Raw genomic sequence first — 20,302 nt, forward strand, 5'->3', positions numbered from 1 at the left:
GCGCTTGCCCCGGCACCGCACCCACCCTGTTGGAGGTCCGATGCACGACAACGAGCGCAGCCCCCTCGACAACCCCGAGCCCGATGGCCGGTCCCGCCGCGAGGTGCTGCGCACCGCGGGCGCCACCGGCGCCGGACTCGGGTTCATCGCACTGGGTTCGAGCTCGACTGCACAGGCCGCGGAGACTTCCGACGCCGGTGGCTCCGGGGCGGCCGAGGCCACCACTGCGGCGGCACCGGCCCGGCAGGGCGACACGATGATCGGCGTACCGTTCGAGCGGCGCTCCACGGTTCGGGTCGGCATCGTCGGCCTCGGCAACCGCGGCGGCAGCATGATCGACCTCTTCCTTGCGATCCAGGGCGTCCGGGTCGTCGCCCTGTGCGATCCGGTCAAGGAGAAGACCGCCAAGGCGGCGGCGAAGGTGACGGCAGCGGGTCAGCCCGCGCCCGCCATCTACGCCAAGGGCGACCACGACTTCGAGAACCTGTGCAAGCGCGGGGACATCGACTTCGTCTACGTGGCGACGCCGTGGGACTGGCACTTCGAGATGGCGAAGACGGCGATGCTGAACGGCAAGCACGTCGGCGTCGAGTGTCCCATCTCGCTCCAGCTGGACCAGCTGTGGGAGCTGGTGAACCTCTCCGAGCGCACCCGAAGACACTGTATGCAGCTGGAGAACTGCTGCTACGGACGCAATGAAATGCGCGTCCTGCGGATGGCCCACGCGGGCAAGTTCGGTGAGCTGCTGCACGGCGCCGGCGCGTACAACCACGACCTGCGCGGCCTCATGTTCGACCCGGACTACTACGAGGGACCGTGGCGCCGGCTGTGGCACACGCGGCTGCGCGGCGACCTGTACCCGAACCACGGCTTCGGTCCCGTCGCGAACTACATGGACGTCAATCGCGGCGACCGCGTCACCCACATCTCCAGCTTCGGCACACCCTCCCTGGGCCTCGCCGAGTACCGCGCGGCCAATATGCCCAAGGACGACCCGAGTTGGAAGGAGTCGTACATCGAGTCGGACCGCACGATCAGCCTGGTACAGACGGCGAAGGGCCGGGTGATCCGTCTGGAGCACGACGTCAGCACCCCGCACCCGTACTCGCGGATCAATCAACTCGGCGGAACGAAGGGCGTGTTCGAGGACTACCCGGAGCGGATCTATATCGAGCCCGACCACACGGACGACGCCTGGGGCGACTTCGCGAAGTACGCCGACTGGGACCACTGGCTGTGGAAGGAGCACTCGAACCCTCCAGGTGGGCACGGCGGGATGGACTACATCATGGTGTTCCGCCTGATGCAGACGATGCGCCTCGGGCTCGTCCCGGACTTCGACGTGTACGACGCCGCCACCTGGACCTCACCGGTTCCGCTGAGCCATCTCTCGATCAAGGCGAAGGGCGCGCCGCAGCAGATCCCCGACTTCACGCGCGGCGGCTGGCGCAAGGCGCGCGGCGGTGTCGACTCGGAGAAGCCGAGCGAGGCCTGACAGACCCGAGCACAGGGCGGGGGCCCGCGCGGCTCACGCCTTGAGCTCGGCCTTGTCGCCCATCACGACCACCGGGTGCTGCTTCGGGTCGAGCGTCTTGAGCAGGTACTCCATGTCGCCCTTCGACTGGCTCACGCACGCCGAGGTGCCGCTGCCGTGGTCCATGTGCAGCCAGATGCTGCCGCCCTTGGACTGGCCCTGCGGCCGGGTCGGGTCGTTGGGCGAGGTGCCCTTGGCGCGGTTGTAGTCGATGGCGATGACGTAGTCGAAGTCGTGCCAGTGCGACTTCGACCAGTAGTGCGGGGCCTGGAACGACGCGGACTGCGTGTACGGCAGCTTCGCGCCCGGGTCGGCCAGGACCCCGCCGGCGTCGCTGAGCGTGAAGACACCGACGGGGCTGCGGTTGTCGCCCTCGTGGTGGCTCGTCGTCCAGCCCTTCTTGCCGTTGTGCCCGGACCAGCCGCGCTGCTTCTTCCAGGTGTCGCCGGACTTGGTGTAGAGGGCAATGGTGGAGCCCGCCGCGTCCTTGCCGTCTCCGTACACGGCGACGACCTGCCGGGCGTTCGCCGGGAGCTGCTTCTGGTAGCGGTCGCCCACCCCCGGGATGCGCTTGAGATCCGCCGCGCGCGCCTCGGCGCCCCCGGACTCGCCGCCCGAGGAGTTCGCCCCCGCCGTGGCCTTCTTCCCGCTGTCGCCGCCGTCGGCGCCGCAGGCGGCCACCGTCGTCAGCAGGACACCGCACGCCGCCATCGCGACGCCCGCCCTGATCACACCCGCACTCCGCATGCGTTCCATGGTCGCACCACCGGTCAAAAACCGCGGGACCGACTCCGATCACGACCGTCGATCCGGCCCGATTCTTTGCCCGGCGCCGGAAAACCGTTTGCCTCGGCTCGCCATGGGACGCGAACCTTTCACGGTTTGCTGCCTTTGAGTCCGCTTCTTCGATCCACCCCGCTTCGAGCCCTGGGACGTCATGCAGATCTCCGACCTTCCGTATCCGGACCCCGGTGCGCCGGACGCCCGCTCGGGCCCCCGGTTCCTGCTCTGGCTCGGCCGGAACCAGCTCGGTGGGCAGGCCAAGTCCCTTGTCTGGGGCCTGATCCACTTCGTCTCCGTCGCCGGTCTCGCGTACGGCGTCGGCTACGCGGTGCAGGCGGTCGTCGACCGCTCCGGCACCGGTCTCGCCAAGGCCGGCGCGCTGATCGTGCTGCTCGGCATCGGCGTCGCGGTCGGCGACACGATGCTGCACCGCACGTCCGTCACGAACTGGATCACCGCCGCCGCCCGCGTCCAGCAGCTGCTGGCCCGCAAGACCGCGACGCTCGGCGCCGCCCTCACCCGGCGGGTCGCCGCGGGCGAGGTCGTCGCGGTGTCCACCGGCGACGTGGAGAAGATCGGCTGGTTCGTCGAGGCGCTCTCCCGCTTCACCGCCGCCGCGCTCACCATCGTCATCGCCGCCGTGGGACTTCTGATCTACCAGCCCGCGCTCGGTGTCGTCGTCGCGCTCGGCATGCCGGTCCTGGCGCTCGCCGTGCTGCCCCTGCTCCCCCGCGCCACCCGGCGGGCGGACCATCAGCGGGAGAAGGCGGGCCATGCCACCGAACTCGCCTCGGACACCGTCGCGGGCCTGCGCGTGCTGCGTGGCATCGGCGGTGAGGAGCTGTTCCTCGACCGCTACCGCCGCGCCTCGCAGGACGTGCGCCGGGCCGCCGTGCGCAGCGCGCGCATGTGGGCGCTGATCTCGGCGATCCAGGTCCTCCTTCCCGGCCTGCTGACGATCGTGCTCGTCTGGCACGGCGTCACCCTCGCGCGCGAGGGCCGGATCACCGTCGGTGAACTGGTCACCGTCTACAGCGGGGTGATGCTCCTCAATTACCCGCTGCGCCACTTCGAAGAGATCGCCATGGCGTACTCGTTCTCCCGGCCGTCCGCGCAGCGTGCGTCCAGGGTGCTGGCGCTGGAGCGCGTCACCGAACCGGAGGGCGGGCTGCGCGACGCCAAGGCACCGACCGGCGACCTGTACGACCCGGCGACCGGCGTGCTCGCGTCCGCGGGGCGGCTCACCGCCGTGGTCTGCGGCGACCCGGACCTGGCGGGGCGCCTCGCCGACCGGCTCGGCGGACACCCCGCTTCCGCCACCGACGACGACGCGGGCGAGGCGGCGCCATCCGCCCTGCTCGACGGTGTGCCGCTCGACGAACTGCCGCTGGATGTCGCGCGGACGGCCGTGCTCGTCCAGGACAAGGACCCGGTGCTGCTCTCCGGCACCCTCGCCGAACTCCTCGACGTACCGGCCTCCGGAGACATCGCACCCGACGACGCGCTGGCCGCGGCCCAGTGCTCCGACGTGCTGGACGCTCTCACCCAGGGCTCCCTGGACGAGAACCCGATGACCGCCCGCATCACCGAACGCGGCCGGTCCCTCTCCGGCGGCCAGCGCCAGCGCCTCGCGCTGGCCCGCTCGCTGGTCACCGACCCGGAGACGCTGGTGCTCGACGAGCCGACGTCCGCCGTCGACTCGCACACCGAGGTCCGGATCGCCCAGGGCGTGCGCGCGCTGCGGCGCGGCCGCACGACCGTGGTGCTGACCTCGTCACCGCTGGTCCTCGACCGCGCGGACCGCGTGGTGTTCGTCCACGAGGGCGTGGTCGCGGCGGTCGGCGAGCACCGTGAACTGGTGCGCACCGAGCCCCGGTACCGCGCGGTCGTCACCCGCGAGACCGACGAGGAGAAGTCCTCCCCCGGCGCCGAGCCACGGCCCGACGAGGACGGCACGGACACCGGATCCGGCGCGGAGGCGGGCGCGGGCGCAGGCGCAGGCGCAGGCGCAGGCGCAGGCGCAGGCGGCGCAGCCGTTGGCATCAACACCGATATCGAGATCGACATCGAGGAGACGGCATGATCGGCGTAGCGCCCCCGGCCTACGACCCGGCGGCCCCCACCACGGCGCACACCCTGCCGGTCGGCGCCCCGGCCACGGTCCGCGCCTATGTGCGGGAGCTGTACCAGCGTCACCGGCGCGAGTTCCTCCTGCTCATCGGCGTGAACACGGTCGCCGTCATCGCGTCGATGGCCGGCCCGTACCTGCTGGGTGGACTGATCCAGGACGTCTCCGAGAACCCGGGCGGCGTCGACTCCCTCGAAGGGCCCCAACTGGCCCGCACCATCGGCCTGTTCGCGCTCGCCCTGGTGGTCCAAGCCGTGTTCATCCGGCAGGTCCGGCTGCGCGGGGCGATGCTCGGCGAGCGGATGCTGGCGGACCTGCGGGAGGACTTCCTGGTGCGGTCCGTGGGCCTGCCGCCCGGCGTTCTGGAGCGGGCGGGAACGGGCGACCTGCTGTCCCGGATCACCACGGACATCGACCGGCTCGCGAACGCGATGCGGGAGGCCGTGCCCCAGCTGTCCATCGGTGTCGTGTGGGCGGCGCTGCTCATCGGCGGGCTCGCGGTGACCGCGCCGCCGCTGGCGCCCGCGCTGCTCATCGCGGTGCCGGTTCTGGTGCTCGGCTGCCGCTGGTACTTCAAGCGGGCGCCGTCCGCGTACCGCTCGGAGGCCGCCGGGTACGCGGCCGTCGCCGCGGCGCTCGCCGAGACCGTGGACGCCGGGCGCACCATCGAGGCGCACCGGCTCGGCGACCGCCGCATCGACCTGTCGGAGCGGCGCGTCAAGGAGTGGACCGCCTGGGAGCGGTACACCCTCTACCTGCGCTCCGTGCTCTTCCCGGTGATCAACACCGTGCACGTCCTCGTGCTGCTGTCGGTGCTGGTGGTCGGCGGTGTCTTCGTCCTCCAGGGCTGGATCGGCGTGGGGCAGCTGACCACGAGCGCCCTCATCGCGCAGATGCTGGTGGATCCGATCGGGATGATCCTGCGCTGGTACGACGAGCTTCAGGTCGCCCAGGTGTCGCTGGCCCGGCTCGTCGGTGTGCGGGACATCGAGCCGGACGCGGGCGATGCCTCCGTGCGGCCCGCCGGCCGTGATGTCCAGGCCGACGCGGTGCACTTCGGCTACCGCGAGGGCGTCGACGTACTGCGCAAGGTGTCCTTGGAGGTCGCCCCCGGCACGCGGCTCGCCCTGGTCGGCCCCTCGGGCGCGGGCAAGTCGACGCTCGGGCGGCTGCTCGCCGGGATCTATGCGCCGCGCACCGGGCAGGTCACGCTGGGCGGCGCGGAACTCTCCCGGATGGAGGCCGAGCGGGTCCGCTCCCATGTGGCCCTGGTCAACCAGGAGCACCACGTCTTCGTGGGCTCCCTGCGCGACAACCTCCGCCTGGCCCGCACGGGCGCAGAGGACGCGGAGCTGTGGGCCGCCCTCGGTGCGGTCGACGCCGAGGGGTGGGCCGGTGGCCTCGCCGACGGCCTCGACACGGAGGTCGGCTCGGGCGGGGTGGCCCTCACCCCGGCGCAGGCGCAGCAGATCGCGCTGGCCCGGCTGGTCCTGGCCGACCCGCACACGCTGGTCCTCGACGAGGCGACCTCTCTGCTCGACCCGCGCGCGGCCCGCAACCTGGAGCGCTCGCTCGGCCGGGTGCTCGACGGCCGCACGGTCGTTGCCATCGCGCACCGGCTGCACACCGCGCACGACGCGGACGTGATCGCCGTGGTCGAGGACGGCCGGATCCGCGAACTCGGCAGCCACGACGACCTGGTCGCGGCCGACGGCGCGTACGCGGCGCTGTGGCGGTCCTGGCACGGCTGATGTGCCGACGGCGGCGGTCGGGAGCCCGCTCTTCGGGATGGCTCCCGCCCGGCGTCGCCTCAGTAGCCGTAGCCACCACTGTCGTTGTCGCCGTCGTCCCCGCCGCCCGCGGGCGCGGCCTTCTTGATCGCATTGCCGTGGGAGTCGAGGACGTACCAGATCTGGTCGATGCCCTGCCCCTTCGTGTCCCCCGCCTTGTGGTCGTCGGCGTAGTAGTAGAGCGGGTGTCCGGCGTACGTCGCCTGCGCTGTGCCGCTCCCCTTCGTCGTGGCGATCAGGTTCGCCCGGACCCCGGCGCCCGCCTTCGGTTTGCCCTCCATGTGCGGCCATTCCTTGACGCACTTCGCATCGCACTTCATGGAGTTGCTGTTCTTGCCGTCGCTGGTGAACAGGTAGAGCGTGCGTCCCTTGCCGTCGACGAGGATCTTGCCCATCGGCGAATCGCTCGTGCTCAACGTGGAGGCGTCCTTGGCCGCGGTCGTGCCGCCGTCCGAACTGCCGCCACCACCTGAGCCGCCACCGCCCCCGCAGCCCGCCAGCCCGAAGGCCGCCACGAGCGCGAACCCGGCCACGCCGATCCTGAAGTTCTTCATGATCACTCCGTCCCTTCTCGCGGAGGTTGTACGAGCGGGGGACGCCGATGGATTGCGCCACCCGACGGAACACGGACACTGCGTGCAATCCCTTCACCTCTCTCGTACGTATAAGGGGGCGTGGAACTGTTCTCGCGGGCGGATCGCGCCGACGACGCCTCGCTCGTCGCCGGCTTCGCCCTGGGCGACGAGCAGGCGGCCGTCGCCTTCGTACGCCGCTTCCAGGACGCGGTGTACGGCCTCGCGCTGTCGGTCATCCGCGACTCCGCGCTGGCCGAGGACGTGAGCCAGGAGGTGTTCGTCCGGGCCTGGCGGGCCGCGGGCAGCTACGACGCCCGCCGCGCCTCGGCCCTCACCTGGCTGCTGACGATCACGCGCAATGCCGCCATCGACGCCGTACGCGCCCGCAGGCCCGTGCCGGTGCTGGCCGAGACCCTGGAGCGGCTGCTCGACGTAACCCTGCAGAGCGAGAGCCCGGAGCGCCTCGCCATGGTCTCCCTCGAAAGCGAACGTGCCGTCCGACGGTTGCGCGCCCTGCCGGTCGAGCAGGCCCGCGCGGTCGCGCTCGCGGTGCTCGGCGGGTGCACGGCGCAGGAGGTGGGCCGCCACGAGGACATCCCGCTCGGCACCGCCAAGACCCGGATCCGGACCGGCCTGCGGAGGTTGCGTGAGGCGTCGAAGGAGGAGAGCCGCGATGGCACACCACCCCGATGAGGACGAGCTGGTCGCCCTCGCGCTCGGCACGCTCCCCGGTGGGCAGGACGAGCTGCTGCGCCACCTCTCCCTGTGCTCGAACTGCCGCTCCGCCTACGACGACCTGTCCGCGGCCGTCGACAGTGTGCTGCCCGCGACGCCCGCGCTCGCCGCCCCGGCAGGGTTCGACGCACGGGTCCTTGAACGCCTCGACGTGCACCGCCCGACGCGGCGCCGCGCGCTGCGGCGGCCGGCTCTGCTCGTCGCGGCGGCCGTGCTCGCCGGCGTGTGTGCGGGAGGCGCCGGCGCCACGGTCCTCGGCCACCTCGGCGGGGGAAACCCGCCCACGGTCACCGCGAGCGACCAAGGGGCCGCGCTCGTCACCGGCTCCGGGACGGCGGTGGGCACGGTCGAGCCCAGCCGCGTCGGCGACCGGCGCGTGGTGGTCATGCAGCTCGCCGACAGCGGCGCCGGCGGCTACTACACGTGCCGGCTCCTGCTGAAGGACGGCTCCGTCCGCGACGCGGGCCACTGGTGGCTGCCGTCGTCCGGGCGGGCCACCTGGATCGCCGACGGAGCGGCGAGCTCGATCGACCGGGTCGACCTGGTGGACGCCAGCGGTCGGGTCTGGTCGTCCGCCGACCTGGACGGCTGACGCCCGCCCGTCGCGGAGCCGGCCCTCGGTCAGATGAAGTTGAGCGCGGCCGCGCACCCCACGCCGCCGGCCAGCATGAACACCGGCATGAGCACCTTCAGCTCGATCCAGCTGCCGGCCCGGAACCGCATCAGCTTCGGCGGCCCGATCGGGTACCAGCGCTTGCGGCCGATCGGGATGGGCCACAGGATCGGGCAGCCCGAGACGGTGAGCGCGTCCCCGATGTCGTGCATGAGCGCGCCGAGCACGATCGGCAGGCCCAGCCACAGGTACTCCTGGCCGGGGTCCGTGAACAGCCAGTCCGAGCCGTTGCCGGGCTGGTCCAGGATGCCCGCGAGAATCCATGCGCTGGTCGCCGCGAGCAGCCATACGAGGAGGTCGCTGCTGTGACCGCGGGCCGCCCGCCACAGCAGGCCCTCGATGGCGAGCACCATGTGCACGAAGAGGATCCCGAGGACGGCCCAGCGGCCGCCGAAGATCGCCAGGGCCGAGGCACCCGCCCCGATGAGGACCGCCCAGACCCACGTGTGGGTGAGCGTGCGGTGACCGCCCGAGCGCCGGGGGTCGCCCTGCATCCGGGTCCCCTTGTAGACGGAGTACGAGAGTTTGTCGACGATCTCGCAAAGGCCCCGGGAGATCGGGCCGAAGGCGCCCGAGATGGTCGCCGACTTGTGGTCGAGGTCCGGGGCGAGCGCGGCGCCCGCGCAGATCAGTGCTCCGACGAGGAGGACAGGCCACGGCATCGGGTACCCGGCCGCCGTTGTCGCCGCCCCCACCCCCAGCCAGGCCGCCGCTCCTGACAACGAGTGTGCCGGTCCCATCATGGCTGTGTTCCGCCCCTGTTTCTGTTGTGCCGGCCGCGCGCGATGTACCGACATGTCGCTTGTTGCTGCGCCGAGTTGCCCCGTGAGGGCCGCGCGCGTGCTGACGCCCCGTCGGCGACCCAGCGTAGCCTTCGTGATCTTCGCTCCGACATCCGATTGCCGGATCGAGCCGGATGGCAGGCAAGATGGTTCCGTGACCCTTATCGATCAGCTCCCGAAGACCGCCGACCCGGACGCCCTCTACGACGCCTTCGAGTCGTGGTCCGAGGAGCGCGGGCTCACCCTCTATCCCCACCAGGAGGAGGCGCTGATCGAGGTGGTGTCGGGCGCGAACGTGATCGTTTCGACGCCCACCGGGTCCGGCAAGTCCATGATCGCCGCCGGTGCGCACTTCGCCGCGCTGGCCCGGGACGAGGTCACCTTCTACACGGCGCCGATCAAGGCGCTGGTGTCCGAGAAGTTCTTCGAGCTGTGCAAGCTCTTCGGCACGGAGAACGTCGGCATGCTGACCGGCGACGCCTCCGTGAACTCGGACGCGCCCGTCATCTGCTGCACCGCCGAGGTCCTCGCCTCCATCGCGCTGCGCGACGGCGCGCAGGCCGACATCGGCCAGGTCGTGATGGACGAGTTCCACTTCTACGCGGAGGGGGACCGCGGCTGGGCCTGGCAGATTCCGCTGCTCGAACTGCCGCAGGCGCAGTTCATCCTGATGTCGGCGACGCTCGGCGACGTCTCCATGTTCGAGAAGGACCTCACGCGCCGCACCGGCAGGACCACGTCGGTGGTCCGCTCGGCGACGCGCCCCGTACCGCTCTCGTACGAGTACCGGCTCACGCCGCTCACGGAGACGCTGACGGAGCTCCTGGAGACGAAGCAGGCGCCCGTCTACATCGTGCACTTCACGCAGGCGCAGGCCGTCGAGCGCGCGCAGGCGCTGATGAGCATCAACATGTGCACGCGCGAGGAGAAAGACCAGATCGCCGAGCTGATCGGCAACTTCCGGTTCACCACCAAGTTCGGCCGCAACCTCTCCCGTTACGTACGCCATGGCATCGGTGTGCACCACGCCGGCATGCTGCCGAAGTACCGCCGCCTGGTGGAAAAGCTCGCCCAGGCTGGCCTGTTGAAGGTCATCTGCGGCACCGACACCCTCGGCGTCGGCGTCAACGTGCCCATCCGCACAGTGCTGTTCACCGCCCTCACCAAGTACGACGGCACACGCGTGCGGACGCTGCGCGCGCGAGAGTTCCACCAGATCGCGGGCCGTGCGGGTCGCGCCGGGTTCGACACGGCGGGCTTCGTCGTGGCGCAGGCACCCGAGCACGTCATCGAGAACGAGAAGGCGCTCAACAAGGCAGGCGACGACCCCAAGAAGCGCCGCAAGGTGGTCCGCAAGAAGGCCCCGGAGGGCTTCGTCGCCTGGACGGAGAGCACCTTCGAGAAGCTGATCGGCTCCGACCCGGAGCCGCTCACCTCGCGCTTCCGTGTCACGCACACGATGCTCCTGTCGGTCATCGCCCGCCCGGGCAACGCCTTCGACGCGATGCGGCACCTCCTCGAGGACAACCACGAGCCGCGCAAGGCGCAGCTGCGGCACATCCGCCGGGCCATCGCGATCTACCGCTCGCTCCTGGACGGCGGCATCGTCGAGAAGCTGGACACGCCGGATCCGACCGGCCGCATCGTGCGCCTGACCGTCGACCTGCAACAGGACTTCGCGCTCAACCAGCCGCTGTCGACGTTCGCCCTCGCCTCGTTCGACCTGCTCGACCAGGAGTCGCCCTCGTACGCCCTCGACATGGTCTCCGTCGTGGAGTCCACGCTCGACGACCCGCGGCAGATCCTGCACGCCCAGCAGAACAAGGCGCGCGGCGAGGCCGTCGGCCAGATGAAGGCGGACGGGGTCGAGTACGAGGACCGGATGGAGCGCCTCCAGGACATCTCGTACCCGAAGCCCCTGGAGGAGCTGCTCTTCCACGCCTACGACACCTACCGGCAGAGCCACCCGTGGGTCGGCGACCACCCGCTGTCCCCGAAGTCCGTGATCCGCGACATGTACGAACGCGCCATGACCTTCACGGAGTTCGTGTCCCACTACGAGCTCGCCCGCACCGAGGGCATCGTCCTGCGCTACCTGGCGAGCGCGTACAAGACGCTCGACCACACGGTGCCCGACGACCTGAAGTCGGAGGACCTGGAGGACCTGATCGCCTGGCTCGGCGAGATGGTGCGCCAGGTCGACTCCAGCCTCCTGGACGAGTGGGAGCAGCTCGCCAACCCGGGTGAGATGACCGCCGAGGAGGCCCAGGAGAAGGCCGACCAGGTCAAGCCGGTCACGGCGAACGCGCGCGCCTTCCGGGTCCTCGTCCGCAACGCCATGTTCCGCCGCATCGAACTCGCGGCGCTCGACAACGTCGAGGAACTCGGCGAGCTGGACGGCGACTCGGGCTGGAACGCGGACGCCTGGGGCGACGCGATGGACAAGTACTGGGACGAGTACGAGGACCTCGGCACCGGCCCCGACGCGCGCGGCCCCAAGCTGCTCATGATCGAGGAGGACCCGGAGCACGGGCTGTGGAAGGTCCGCCAGACCTTCGCGGACCCGAACGGCGACCACGACTGGGGCATCAGCGCCGAGGTCGACCTCGCGGCATCCGACACCGAGGGCCGTGCCGTCGTCCGGGTCACGGACGTCGGTCAGTTGTAATTCCAAGGACGGTCGGACGGTAGATTCCGGCCGCGCCCCTGCGCCGGTCCCCTCCGGCCGCACACACGAGAGAGATCCACCCATGACGAATCCTGCGGAGCGGCTCGTCGACCTGCTCGACCTGGAGCAGATCGAGGTCAACATCTTCCGCGGACTCAGCCCGGACGAGTCCCTCCAGCGCGTCTTCGGCGGACAGGTCGCGGGCCAGGCCCTGGTGGCGGCGGGACGCACCACCGAGGGCGACCGCCCCGTGCACTCGCTGCACGCGTACTTCATTCGCCCCGGCCGCCCCGGCGTGCCGATCGTGTACCAGGTCGAGCGGATGCGCGACGGGCGCTCGTTCACCACGCGGCGCGTCACCGCCGTGCAGCAGGGCCGCACGATCTTCAATCTCACCGCCTCCTTCCACAAGCCCGAAGAGGGTGCCTTCGAGCACCAGTTGCCGCCGGCCCGGCAGGTTCCGGATCCGGATTCGCTGCCGACGATCGCCGACGAGGTGCGGGGCCATCTGGGCGCGCTGCCCGACGCCCTGGAGCGGATGGCCCGCCGGCAGCCCTTCGACATCCGCTACGTCGACCGGCTGCGCTGGTCGCCCGAGGACATCGAGGCGGCCGAGCCGCGCAGCGCGGTGTGGATGCGTGCCGTGGGCCCCCTCGGCGACGATCCGCTCGTGCACACGTGCGCGCTCACCTACGCGAGCGATATGACGCTGCTCGACGCCGTGCGGCTGCCGGTCGAACCGCTGTGGGGTCCGCGCGGCTTCGATATGGCCTCGCTCGACCACGCCATGTGGTTCCACCGTCCTTTCCGTGCCGATGAGTGGTTCCTGTACGACCAGGAGTCGCCGATCGCGACGGGCGGCCGTGGCCTTGCCCGTGGCCGCATCTACGACACGGAGGGCCGCCTGCTGGTCTCCGTGGTCCAAGAGGGGCTGTTCCGCAAGCTCGAGGGCTGACCGGGCGCGGGGCCGGCGCTCCGCGCCGGGCGACCGAACAGGCGCGGGCCGTGCGGCGGTTCAGGCTCCTCTTCCGACGAGGCGGGCCCACAGGCTCCGCGGCCGCACCTCCGGAGGCTCGGCGACGGGCTCCGGCGGGGCCTGCGGCAGCGCCGCCGCGGGCTCCATGTGCCCGGCGGGCCGTGGTGCGGGGCTCCGCCTGCGGGCCTCCTCCAGGTTGAGCAGCAGGTTCCCGCGCAGCCAGCTGATCTCGTCCGGTTCGTCGGCGGTCAGGATGCGCTGGACGATCGCGGCGTTGGGCGACTCCGGTGCTCCGTACCAGAACTCGTCGGGCCGCAGTCGCTGCAGATGGGCCCGCTCGTAGGGGCTCACGACGAGTTCAGCGAGCTGCGTCGGGTCCAGGAGCGTGGCGACGGCCGCCGCCCGGTCCCATGGCCCGTCGGCCTGCCCGAGCAGATATCCGGCGTGCCTGGCCCGCCAGTTCTTCGGCCGCAGATCCGCACCGTCCTGCAGCCTGGCGCGCACCCTGTCGGGCGCCCGCCCCGTCAGGAGCGGCCCGTTGACCTCTGCCCCCGCGAACTCCCGTAGTTCCTGGGCGAGATACAGCCACACCACCGTGCGGTACCGGTTGACGTAGAACTTCGCGGGCGTCAGCATCCCGGCGCGAGCCAGCCTGGTGAACCGGCTCGACGGGATGTCCATGAGCCCGGCGCCCTCCGCCGTGCCCACGACCTTGACCTGCTCGAGCAGCGTGTTGGGGAACCCTTCGGCCTCACGGATGCGGACGATCTCCTCGCGCGGGACACGGCGTCGGCCGCCGCCCGGTGCCGGGACGGTACGGATGCGGCCCAGCCGGACGGCGAGGTCGAACTCGCCCCGTTTCAGCCCCAGTTCCCGCGCCGCGCTGCTCTGAGGCCTGGTCATGATGTCGCCTTGCACGATGGTTCTCCCCCGTCTGCGAATCAGACGCAGTCACTCTCCGTGACCACTCGAGAGAACCGTAGCTCGGATCGGCCAGGCCCGTGCGAGCCTGTGGATAACCCTTCCGACCCCCGCATCGCCGCAGGTCAGAGGTCTGCGAGCGGACCTCGCTCCGGATTGCGCGGGTCGACGGTGAGACGTTCGCCGACCCGGTGCACCAGCAGCGTCATCTCGTACGCGACCTGCCCGATGTCGGCCTCGGCCGCGCTGAGCACGCACAGGCAGCTGCCCTCGCCCGCCGCGGTGACGAACAGCACCGCGTCGTCGAACTCGACCATGGTCTGGCGCACTCCGCCGGTGCCGAAGTACCTTCCGGATCCCTTGGCCAGGCTGTGCAGTCCGGACGAGACCGCGGCGAGGTGCTCGGCGTCCTCGCGGCGCAGGCCCGTGCTCGCCCCCGTCACCAGGCCGTCGTTGGACAGGACCAGAGCGTGCCGCACATGTTCGACGCGCTGCGTCAGGTCGTCCAGCAGCCAACCGAGTCCTTCGTACTGCCCCATGGTCCCCTGTCCCCGCTTCCCTGTGGCTCCCCGCCCCGGAGGGGATCCGCTCCCCTGGCCGGAGGATTCACTCGCAAGCCTTCCCCACGGTGGGCATCCGGGCAAGGAGGATGGGCGCATGGCACACAAGATGACCGATGAGGAATGGAAGGCCTTCGTCTCCGAGGGCACTCACACCGCCAAGTTGTCCACCGTGCGGGCCGACGGCAGCCCGCACATCGCGCCCGTCTGGTTCGTCCTCGACGGCGACGACATCGTGTTCAACACCGGCAAGGACACGGTCAAGGGGCGCAACCTGGCCCGGGACGGGCGGGTCGCCCTCTGCGTCGACGACGAGCGGCCCCCGTTCTCGTTCGTGTCGATCCAGGGCCGCGCCGAGCTCAGCGAGGACGCGGACGAGCTGCTGGATTCGGCCACCAGGATCGGCGGCCGGTACATGGGCCAGGAGCGCGCCGAGGAGTTCGGCCGGCGCAACGCGGTGCCGGGTGAACTCGTCGTCCGCGTACGGGTCGAGAAGGTCGTGGCGCTGGGCGACATGGCCGGCTGAACCGGCCGGCCACCCGCGTCAGCCCACGGAGTCGAGCAGCCGGGCGGAGTGCATGCGCCCGGCGTACTCGACCAGTCTGATCAGCACCTCCTTCCCAGAGTCACGGTCGCGCGCGTCGCACAGCACCACGGGTGTCCCGCGGTCGAGGTCCAGGGCGCGGGCCACTTCGTGCGCCCCGAAGGCCTTGCTGTCCGCGAAGCAGTTCACCGCCACGACGAACGGAATGTGCCGGTGCTCGAAGTAGTCCACGGCGGGGAAGCAGTCCTCGAGCCGCCGGGTGTCCGCGAGGACCACGGCGCCGAGCGAGCCCTGCGAGAGCTCGTCCCACAGGAACCAGAAGCGGTCCTGGCCCGGCGTGCCGAACAGGTAGAGAGACAGGCCGGACCTGATGGTGATGCGGCCGAAGTCCATGGCGACGGTCGTGGTCGTCTTGCGTTCGACCGCCCCGGTGTCGTCCACGTGCTGGCCCACTTCGCTCAGGCGTTCCTCGGTGCGCAGCGGCCTGATCTCGCTGACCGAGCCGACCAGGGTGGTCTTGCCCACCCCGAATCCGCCCGCGACCAGTATCTTCAGGGCCAGGGCCGTGGTGGGGCCGTCGGCCGTGGTGTCAGAGTGCTCTGAGCCCATCGATGACTTCTCTCAGGATCTTCTCGTCAGGTAGCTGTGCGGGCGGCACCGGCCTGCTGACCTTCACGCAGGCCAGTTCGAGCAGGTCGCCGAGGAGCACACGGACCACGCCCACGGGTACGTCGGTGCCCGCGGCCAGTTCGGCGACCGTCTGGGTCTCCGTGCGGCACAGCTCGATGATCGACCGGTGCTCGGGACCGAGGGCGGTGTCGTCGTGGGTGCCGGGTGCCGCGGTGTCGAGCGACACCAGGGCGATCAGGTCGAAGTGCGCTCCCTGGGGCCCCGGCGCGGTCCGTCCACCGGTCATCGCGTAGGGGCGGACCAGGGGCCCGGCCTCTTGGTCGAACCACTGGCTGCCGGGGTCGTTGTCGTTCATGTCGCCGACCGTGCCCGTCAGCCCGCGGTGGGCGGCTGCCCGGCGGCTCTCGGGGCCGTGTAGAGGTGTTCGCCGACCCTTCTGACCAGGCGCGCCATCTCGTAGGCGACGAGCCCGATATCGGCGGTGCCGGTGCTCAGGACGGCGAGGCAGGAACCGTCGCCTGCGGCCGCCACGAAGAGGAAACCTTCATCCATCTCGACCATGGTCTGCCGCACTCCGCCCGTGCCGAAGTGCCGCCCTGTGCCCTTGGCGAGGGAGTTGAAGCCGGAGGCGACGGCCGAGAGGTGTTCGGCGTCCTCCCTGCGCAGGCCGCTGGAGGAGCCGACGGCAAGGCCGTCGTTGGAGAGGATCACGGCATGCCGCAGTTCGGGCACTCGCAGCACCAAGTCATCAAGGAGCCAGTCGAGTTCGCCGGCACCGTGGGCCGTCCCCGTGGCGCTCGGTTCCTTGATCATGCGCGATCTCCTTCATGGGTGTCGGGGCCGGGCGGTCGGCCACCGCCTCTGGCCCAGCCGTCCCGGAAGGAGGCCATCCGGGCCCGGACCTGTTCGGGGGTGCGCTCGTCCGGTGCGGGTACGCGCGCGGGGGACGTGGGTTCGGCCGGCCGCTCGCGCAGTTGGGGCGCGAGGCTGGCCTGGCGTACGCGGCGTGGGAGGCCGTCGGTGGGTGGGTCCGTGTCGTCCCCGGGGTGTTCGGGGAGCGCGGGCTCCGGTGAGGTGCGCAGGCGCAGTGCGGTGACGCCCGGTGGGTGCCGGGGCCTCTCGGGCTCCGTCGAGGGGGCGAGCGCCGGGCGGGGCGCCGGCGCGGGGACGGGGTGGCTGTCGTTCATCGGCCCCGCTTCGGGCTCGGGCACGCGCGCGTAGCGGCGCTCTTCCTGGGACAGTTGGGGCGCGTCATGGGCGCTCGGCCCGATCTCGCCGTCCTTGTGCAGTAGGGGGGTGGGCAGGAGGACGACGGCGGTGGTGCCTCCGTACGGGGACGTACGCAGGTTCACCTTGATGTCGTGGCGTTTGGCGAGCCTGCTGACCACGAAGAGGCCGAGCTGGTCGCTGTCGAACAGGTCGAGGGCCTCCGAGTGCCCGATGCGCTGGTTGGCCTCTTCGAGGCTCTCCTTGCCCATGCCGAGGCCGCGGTCCTCGATCTCGATCGCGTACCCGTTGCCGACGGGCTCGCCGCTGATGCGCACCTTGGTGTGCGGGGGCGAGAACTGCGCGGCGTTCTCGACGAGTTCGGCCACGAGGTGGGTGAGGTCGGCGACAGCGGCACCGGAGACCTGGGCGGCGGAGAGGTGGCGCACCTCCACGCGCGCGTAGTCCTCGATCTCGGAGACCGCGGCCCGCACGACGTTCGTCAGTGGGACGGGCTGTCGCCAGGCGCGGCCCGGCGCGGCTCCGGAGAGGATGATCAGGCTCTCCGCGTGGCGGCGCATCCGTGTGGTGAGGTGGTCGAGCCGGAACAGGTCGCTGAGTTCGCTCGGGTCGTCGGCGCGGCGCTCCATGCCGTCCAGGAGGCCGAGTTGACGGTGGACGAGGACCTGGCTGCGGCGGGCGAGGTTGACGAAGACCCCGGAGATGCCGCTGGCGAGTTCGGCGCGCTCCACGGCGGCGTACAGGGCCGCGCGGTGCACCGTGGTGAGCGCCTCGGAGACCTGGCCGGTCTCGTCCTCCGCGGGCGGGCCCTGAGGGGCTTCGGCCGCCACGTCGATCTCCTCGCCGGCCCGCAACCTGCGCATGGTGTCGGGCAGTTTGCGGCGGGCGATCTCCAACGCGGTGTTGCGCAGGCTGACCAGTTCGACGACGAGGCCGCGGCCGATGCGCACGGAGATCACCAGCGAGGCCGCCACGGCGAAGAGTCCGAGCAGGACGGCCCCTCCCGCCGGGGTGAGCAGTCCGCGGGTGAGCGGGTCCGCGCGGACAGCGGCGCCGCGTGCGGCGTCCGTCTCGATGGCGCGCATCTGGTCCTGCACGGTCACGTACGCCGTGTTCCAGGCGTCGGCGGACGCGGCGGCGAGCGCCTTCCCGCCCGGGTCCGCGATGAGGGTGCGGTCCTCGACGGCGCGTACGTCTCCGTAGGCGCGGCTTGCCTCCAGGCGCTTCCATGCGGCGCGTTCGGGCCCGCGCAGGTCGTTCGCGGCCGTGCCGATCAGGTTCCCGCGGGTCCCCACCGCCCCGGTGAACAGCCGCAGCCGCTCGCCGTCCAGGGAACCGGCGAGGCGTGCGCCGACGAGCACCGCGTTCTCCCGGGCGAGCATCTCGCCGGAGCGGCCGAACTCCAGGAGTACGCGCGCGTCGGAGCCGAGTTCGGAGTCCTGGATGCCGGTGAGCGAACCGCTGACCGCGAAGGCGCTGTCGACGGTCCTGGTGTACTGCCCGTATGCGTCGTCCCAGCCGATGCGCCGTTCCTGCACGGCCTTGCGCACACTTCGTAGGTGCTCGACGCCGCCGACGAACGAGTCCAGTCGGCCGGCCACCGCGCGCGGGAGGTCGGCTCCGTCGGCGACCGTGCCGTCCTTGCCGATACGCAGCGGGGAGACGGCGCGGTCGGTGGTGGCGGCACGGCGTGTGAGGGCGTCGGCGCGGCCGGCGGTGGGTTCGGTGGCGTAGGCGACGGCTGCGGTGCGTTCGGCCTGCAGGGCGGCGACGGCCGCGCCCACGGGTGCGCGCACCGTCTCGTCGACCCGCTGCAACTGCCGTAGCCGCGCGACGTCCTGGGCGGTGCTCACGGTGGCGAAGGCCCACAGGGCGAGCAGCGAGACGACGGGCACCATCAGGAGGCAGATGATCTTCGCCCGGACCGTACGCGGACGCAGATGCATGGCTCCCCCGCGCGCGGGGGACGCACTGCCGGGCTCCGGCTCCACCAGGACGTCCTCGTCGGCGGGCAGCCCGGCGTGCGCACGCCGTCCGCGCGCGGGGGCCGAAGTCTCGTGCGGAGGGCCGGAGCTGGGGGTTCTGCGGGGCGGGCGCATGGCCTCCTCGATCGGGGTCGGGGCACCTTCGCGCTCCTGGTGCCGGGCCGGTGGCGGTGCGGGGGCGGTCAGGGAGTCTGGTGCTCCAGCGGGCGCTGCGCCGACGTGGAGGCCTCCCTCTCGTCCGCGGTCGGGGACAGCGCGACGAACGCCGAGGTCAGGAAGAGGTAGGAACCGAGCCCCACGGCCAGCGGGAAGATGAACTGCATCGCCGTGGCCCCGGCGAGCTCCGCCGTGGAGGGGGTCACCCGCACGCTCACCGCCATCATCCCGGTGTAGTGCATGCTGCTCACGGCGCCGCCCATGACGAGGGAGGCGACCGCGACGGCGCCCGGTGACTTGATGTTGAGGGCGGCCCACAGCGCGGCGGTCGCCGCGACGACGGCGATCACCACGGAGAGGGCGACCAGCAGCGGGTCGTAACTGACCTTCCCGTGCAGGCGCAGGGCCGCCATCCCCAGGTAGTGCATGCTGGCCACGCCGATGCCCGTGGTGAGGCCGCCCAGGACCAGCGCGCGCCCGCGCTCGCTGTGGTGACCGACGGCGAAGACGCCGACACCGACGACGGTCACCGCGACGACCAGACTGAGGATGGTCAGCGGGACGTTGTAGCGGATCTCGGTGCCGGTGACGGTGAACCCGAGCATCGCCACGAAGTGCATGGTCCAGATGCCGGTGCCGATGGCGGAAGCGGCCGTGAGCAGCCAGTTGCGTCGTGCGCTCCCCGTGGTGTTCAGGGCGCGTACGGTGCAGCGCAGTCCGAGCGCGGCGCCGATGCAGGCCATCGCGTACGACAGCACGGGGGTAAGCCAGCCGAAGGCGGCGTGGTCCAGGTGTCCCATGAGTCAGGGACGGTAGGCCCGTGGGGGCGTACAACAGGGGCGCAGTTCGAAAGGTTTTGGAATACGAAGGAGATACGGTGCGGAACGGTCGCCGGAAAGTCGAACATGCGCACCGCACGTGCATGCGATGTCTTCGACGAAGAACGGGACCTTTCGATCCTTCGTCCCCCACTCGTGTCACGGGACGCGCCTGGGCGCCGCTGTCAGTGCGCTGCGCAATCATGGAGCGCATGAGCGATGACGCCACACGTGTGCAGGAGTTCTTCGCGGCCAGAGCCGCCGACTGGGACACCCGTTTCCCCGACGACGGCCCGGCCTACGCGTCCGCGGTGGCCGCGCTGGAACTGCGCCCCGGTGACCGTGTGCTCGACGCCGGGTGCGGCACGGGGCGGGCGCTGTCACCGCTGCGCGCGGCCGTGGGGCCTTCCGGGGTGGTCCTGGGCGCCGACCTGACAGCGGCCATGCTGGAGCGGGCCGTACGGGCGGGCAGGGACACCGAGGGGCGGCTGCTGCTCACGGACGTGGCCCGACTGCCGCTGCGCGCGGGCGTGCTGGACGCGGTGTTCGGGGCCGGGCTCATCTCGCACTTGCCGCAACCGTCCGAGAATCTGCGCGAGTTGGCGCGCGTGGTACGCCCCGGCGGGCTGCTCGCACTGTTCCACCCGATCGGCCGGGCCGCCCTCGCCGCCCGCCACGGCCGCGCCCTCACCCCGGACGACCTGCGCGCCGAGCCCAACCTGCGCCCACTCCTCGCCGCCGCCGGCTGGCGCATGACCTCGTACGCCGACGAGGACGACCGCTTCCTGGCACTCGCGGTGCGGGAGGAGGGCTGAGC

General features: G+C 71.4%; 19 protein-coding genes. 9 read left to right on the plus strand and 10 right to left on the minus strand.

Features of this window, described 5'->3' with window-relative positions:
* Window positions 1-40 precede the first annotated feature (40 nt).
* Complete coding sequence (locus tag OHA73_RS08450) at window positions 41-1,495, plus strand: Gfo/Idh/MocA family protein (protein ID WP_327654722.1); 1,455 nt, start codon at window positions 41-43, stop codon at window positions 1,493-1,495.
* A 33-nt stretch (window positions 1,496-1,528) separates the two neighbouring features.
* On the opposite strand, the gene OHA73_RS08455 is transcribed toward OHA73_RS08450, so the two are convergent.
* On the minus strand, window positions 1,529-2,281 hold the full coding sequence (locus OHA73_RS08455) for a L,D-transpeptidase family protein (protein WP_327654723.1): 753 nt from the start codon (window positions 2,279-2,281) through the stop codon (window positions 1,529-1,531).
* A gap of 190 nt (window positions 2,282-2,471) precedes the next feature.
* On the opposite strand from OHA73_RS08455, the gene OHA73_RS08460 reads away from it, so the two are divergent.
* Together OHA73_RS08460 and OHA73_RS08465 are read left to right on the plus strand one after the other, a co-directional pair.
* The gene (locus OHA73_RS08460; RefSeq protein ID WP_327654724.1) at window positions 2,472-4,400 is read left to right on the plus strand and encodes an ABC transporter ATP-binding protein; all 1,929 of its coding nucleotides are present in this window, start codon (window positions 2,472-2,474) and stop codon (window positions 4,398-4,400) included.
* Complete coding sequence (locus OHA73_RS08465) at window positions 4,397-6,196, plus strand: ABC transporter ATP-binding protein (protein WP_327654725.1); 1,800 nt, start codon at window positions 4,397-4,399, stop codon at window positions 6,194-6,196. The genes OHA73_RS08460 and OHA73_RS08465 overlap by 4 nt, the downstream gene beginning before the upstream one ends.
* A gap of 59 nt (window positions 6,197-6,255) precedes the next feature.
* Here the strand turns inward: OHA73_RS08465 and OHA73_RS08470 are convergent, their stop codons facing one another.
* The gene (locus tag OHA73_RS08470; protein ID WP_327654726.1) at window positions 6,256-6,789 is read right to left on the minus strand and encodes a COG4315 family predicted lipoprotein; all 534 of its coding nucleotides are present in this window, start codon (window positions 6,787-6,789) and stop codon (window positions 6,256-6,258) included.
* A 120-nt stretch (window positions 6,790-6,909) separates the two neighbouring features.
* On the opposite strand from OHA73_RS08470, the gene OHA73_RS08475 reads away from it, so the two are divergent.
* Together OHA73_RS08475 and OHA73_RS08480 are read left to right on the plus strand one after the other, a co-directional pair.
* Window positions 6,910-7,503 carry an RNA polymerase sigma factor gene (locus OHA73_RS08475; protein ID WP_267071319.1) on the plus strand — a complete coding sequence of 198 codons (594 nt, stop codon included), beginning with the start codon at window positions 6,910-6,912 and terminating at the stop codon, window positions 7,501-7,503.
* Window positions 7,484-8,137, plus strand: coding sequence for a hypothetical protein (locus OHA73_RS08480; RefSeq protein ID WP_327654727.1), 654 nt, complete (start codon window positions 7,484-7,486; stop codon window positions 8,135-8,137). The genes OHA73_RS08475 and OHA73_RS08480 overlap by 20 nt, the downstream gene beginning before the upstream one ends.
* Before the next feature lie 29 nt (window positions 8,138-8,166).
* Here OHA73_RS08480 and OHA73_RS08485 read toward each other — a convergent pair whose 3' ends face one another.
* Window positions 8,167-8,961: a metal-dependent hydrolase gene (locus OHA73_RS08485; RefSeq protein WP_266722385.1), complete on the minus strand. Its 795-nt coding sequence runs from the start codon at window positions 8,959-8,961 to the stop codon at window positions 8,167-8,169.
* Between the two features lie 52 nt (window positions 8,962-9,013).
* Here OHA73_RS08485 and OHA73_RS08490 point away from each other — a divergent pair, with 52 nt between their 5' ends.
* Both OHA73_RS08490 and OHA73_RS08495 read left to right on the plus strand, forming a co-directional pair.
* Window positions 9,014-11,668 (plus strand): DEAD/DEAH box helicase, encoded by a 2,655-nt coding sequence (locus tag OHA73_RS08490; protein ID WP_327654728.1) that lies wholly within the window; start codon window positions 9,014-9,016, stop codon window positions 11,666-11,668.
* A gap of 82 nt (window positions 11,669-11,750) precedes the next feature.
* A complete protein-coding gene (locus OHA73_RS08495) occupies window positions 11,751-12,623 on the plus strand; it encodes an acyl-CoA thioesterase (protein WP_266722381.1) in 873 nt (290 codons plus the stop codon).
* Window positions 12,624-12,683: 60 nt separating this feature from the next.
* Here OHA73_RS08495 and OHA73_RS08500 read toward each other — a convergent pair whose 3' ends face one another.
* Window positions 12,684-13,547, minus strand: a complete 864-nt coding sequence (locus OHA73_RS08500; RefSeq protein WP_267071316.1) for a DUF6397 family protein — start codon at window positions 13,545-13,547, stop codon at window positions 12,684-12,686.
* Between the two features lie 143 nt (window positions 13,548-13,690).
* The gene (locus tag OHA73_RS08505) at window positions 13,691-14,104 is read right to left on the minus strand and encodes a roadblock/LC7 domain-containing protein (protein WP_266722377.1); all 414 of its coding nucleotides are present in this window, start codon (window positions 14,102-14,104) and stop codon (window positions 13,691-13,693) included.
* Between the two features lie 118 nt (window positions 14,105-14,222).
* On the opposite strand from OHA73_RS08505, the gene OHA73_RS08510 reads away from it, so the two are divergent.
* A complete protein-coding gene (locus OHA73_RS08510; RefSeq protein WP_327654729.1) occupies window positions 14,223-14,651 on the plus strand; it encodes a PPOX class F420-dependent oxidoreductase in 429 nt (142 codons plus the stop codon).
* 18 nt (window positions 14,652-14,669) lie between these two features.
* Here the strand turns inward: OHA73_RS08510 and OHA73_RS08515 are convergent, their stop codons facing one another.
* From OHA73_RS08515 to OHA73_RS08535, 5 genes are all read right to left on the minus strand, one after another.
* The gene (locus OHA73_RS08515) at window positions 14,670-15,278 is read right to left on the minus strand and encodes a GTP-binding protein (RefSeq protein ID WP_266722372.1); all 609 of its coding nucleotides are present in this window, start codon (window positions 15,276-15,278) and stop codon (window positions 14,670-14,672) included.
* A complete protein-coding gene (locus OHA73_RS08520; RefSeq protein WP_266722370.1) occupies window positions 15,259-15,654 on the minus strand; it encodes a DUF742 domain-containing protein in 396 nt (131 codons plus the stop codon). The genes OHA73_RS08515 and OHA73_RS08520 overlap by 20 nt, the downstream gene beginning before the upstream one ends.
* Before the next feature lie 17 nt (window positions 15,655-15,671).
* On the minus strand, window positions 15,672-16,112 hold the full coding sequence (locus tag OHA73_RS08525) for a roadblock/LC7 domain-containing protein (RefSeq protein ID WP_327654730.1): 441 nt from the start codon (window positions 16,110-16,112) through the stop codon (window positions 15,672-15,674).
* The gene (locus OHA73_RS08530; RefSeq protein ID WP_327654731.1) at window positions 16,109-18,625 is read right to left on the minus strand and encodes a sensor histidine kinase; all 2,517 of its coding nucleotides are present in this window, start codon (window positions 18,623-18,625) and stop codon (window positions 16,109-16,111) included. Before OHA73_RS08530 ends, OHA73_RS08525 begins: the two co-directional genes overlap by 4 nt.
* A 68-nt stretch (window positions 18,626-18,693) precedes the next feature.
* Window positions 18,694-19,467, minus strand: coding sequence for an MHYT domain-containing protein (locus tag OHA73_RS08535; protein ID WP_266722364.1), 774 nt, complete (start codon window positions 19,465-19,467; stop codon window positions 18,694-18,696).
* Window positions 19,468-19,697: 230 nt separating this feature from the next.
* On the opposite strand from OHA73_RS08535, the gene OHA73_RS08540 reads away from it, so the two are divergent.
* Window positions 19,698-20,300, plus strand: a complete 603-nt coding sequence (locus OHA73_RS08540; RefSeq protein ID WP_266722362.1) for a class I SAM-dependent methyltransferase — start codon at window positions 19,698-19,700, stop codon at window positions 20,298-20,300.
* Window positions 20,301-20,302: the final 2 nt, after the last annotated feature.

This window comes from Streptomyces sp. NBC_00483 (assembly GCF_036013745.1).
Classification (GTDB): domain Bacteria; phylum Actinomycetota; class Actinomycetes; order Streptomycetales; family Streptomycetaceae; genus Streptomyces.

Coding starts and splice junctions, on each gene's coding strand:
- OHA73_RS08515 (WP_266722372.1), bottom strand. CDS start 15,278: ATGGGCTCAGAGCACTCTGACACCACGGCCGACGGCCCCACCACGGCC.
- OHA73_RS08540 (WP_266722362.1), top strand. CDS start 19,698: ATGAGCGATGACGCCACACGTGTGCAGGAGTTCTTCGCGGCCAGAGCC.
- OHA73_RS08485 (WP_266722385.1), bottom strand. CDS start 8,961: ATGATGGGACCGGCACACTCGTTGTCAGGAGCGGCGGCCTGGCTGGGG.
- OHA73_RS08480 (WP_327654727.1), top strand. CDS start 7,484: ATGGCACACCACCCCGATGAGGACGAGCTGGTCGCCCTCGCGCTCGGC.
- OHA73_RS08460 (WP_327654724.1), top strand. CDS start 2,472: ATGCAGATCTCCGACCTTCCGTATCCGGACCCCGGTGCGCCGGACGCC.
- OHA73_RS08500 (WP_267071316.1), bottom strand. CDS start 13,547: ATGACCAGGCCTCAGAGCAGCGCGGCGCGGGAACTGGGGCTGAAACGG.
- OHA73_RS08520 (WP_266722370.1), bottom strand. CDS start 15,654: ATGAACGACAACGACCCCGGCAGCCAGTGGTTCGACCAAGAGGCCGGG.
- OHA73_RS08470 (WP_327654726.1), bottom strand. CDS start 6,789: ATGAAGAACTTCAGGATCGGCGTGGCCGGGTTCGCGCTCGTGGCGGCC.
- OHA73_RS08455 (WP_327654723.1), bottom strand. CDS start 2,281: ATGCGGAGTGCGGGTGTGATCAGGGCGGGCGTCGCGATGGCGGCGTGC.
- OHA73_RS08450 (WP_327654722.1), top strand. CDS start 41: ATGCACGACAACGAGCGCAGCCCCCTCGACAACCCCGAGCCCGATGGC.
- OHA73_RS08495 (WP_266722381.1), top strand. CDS start 11,751: ATGACGAATCCTGCGGAGCGGCTCGTCGACCTGCTCGACCTGGAGCAG.
- OHA73_RS08535 (WP_266722364.1), bottom strand. CDS start 19,467: ATGGGACACCTGGACCACGCCGCCTTCGGCTGGCTTACCCCCGTGCTG.
- OHA73_RS08525 (WP_327654730.1), bottom strand. CDS start 16,112: ATGATCAAGGAACCGAGCGCCACGGGGACGGCCCACGGTGCCGGCGAA.
- OHA73_RS08510 (WP_327654729.1), top strand. CDS start 14,223: ATGGCACACAAGATGACCGATGAGGAATGGAAGGCCTTCGTCTCCGAG.
- OHA73_RS08490 (WP_327654728.1), top strand. CDS start 9,014: ATGTCGCTTGTTGCTGCGCCGAGTTGCCCCGTGAGGGCCGCGCGCGTG.
- OHA73_RS08465 (WP_327654725.1), top strand. CDS start 4,397: ATGATCGGCGTAGCGCCCCCGGCCTACGACCCGGCGGCCCCCACCACG.
- OHA73_RS08505 (WP_266722377.1), bottom strand. CDS start 14,104: ATGGGGCAGTACGAAGGACTCGGTTGGCTGCTGGACGACCTGACGCAG.
- OHA73_RS08530 (WP_327654731.1), bottom strand. CDS start 18,625: ATGCGCCCGCCCCGCAGAACCCCCAGCTCCGGCCCTCCGCACGAGACT.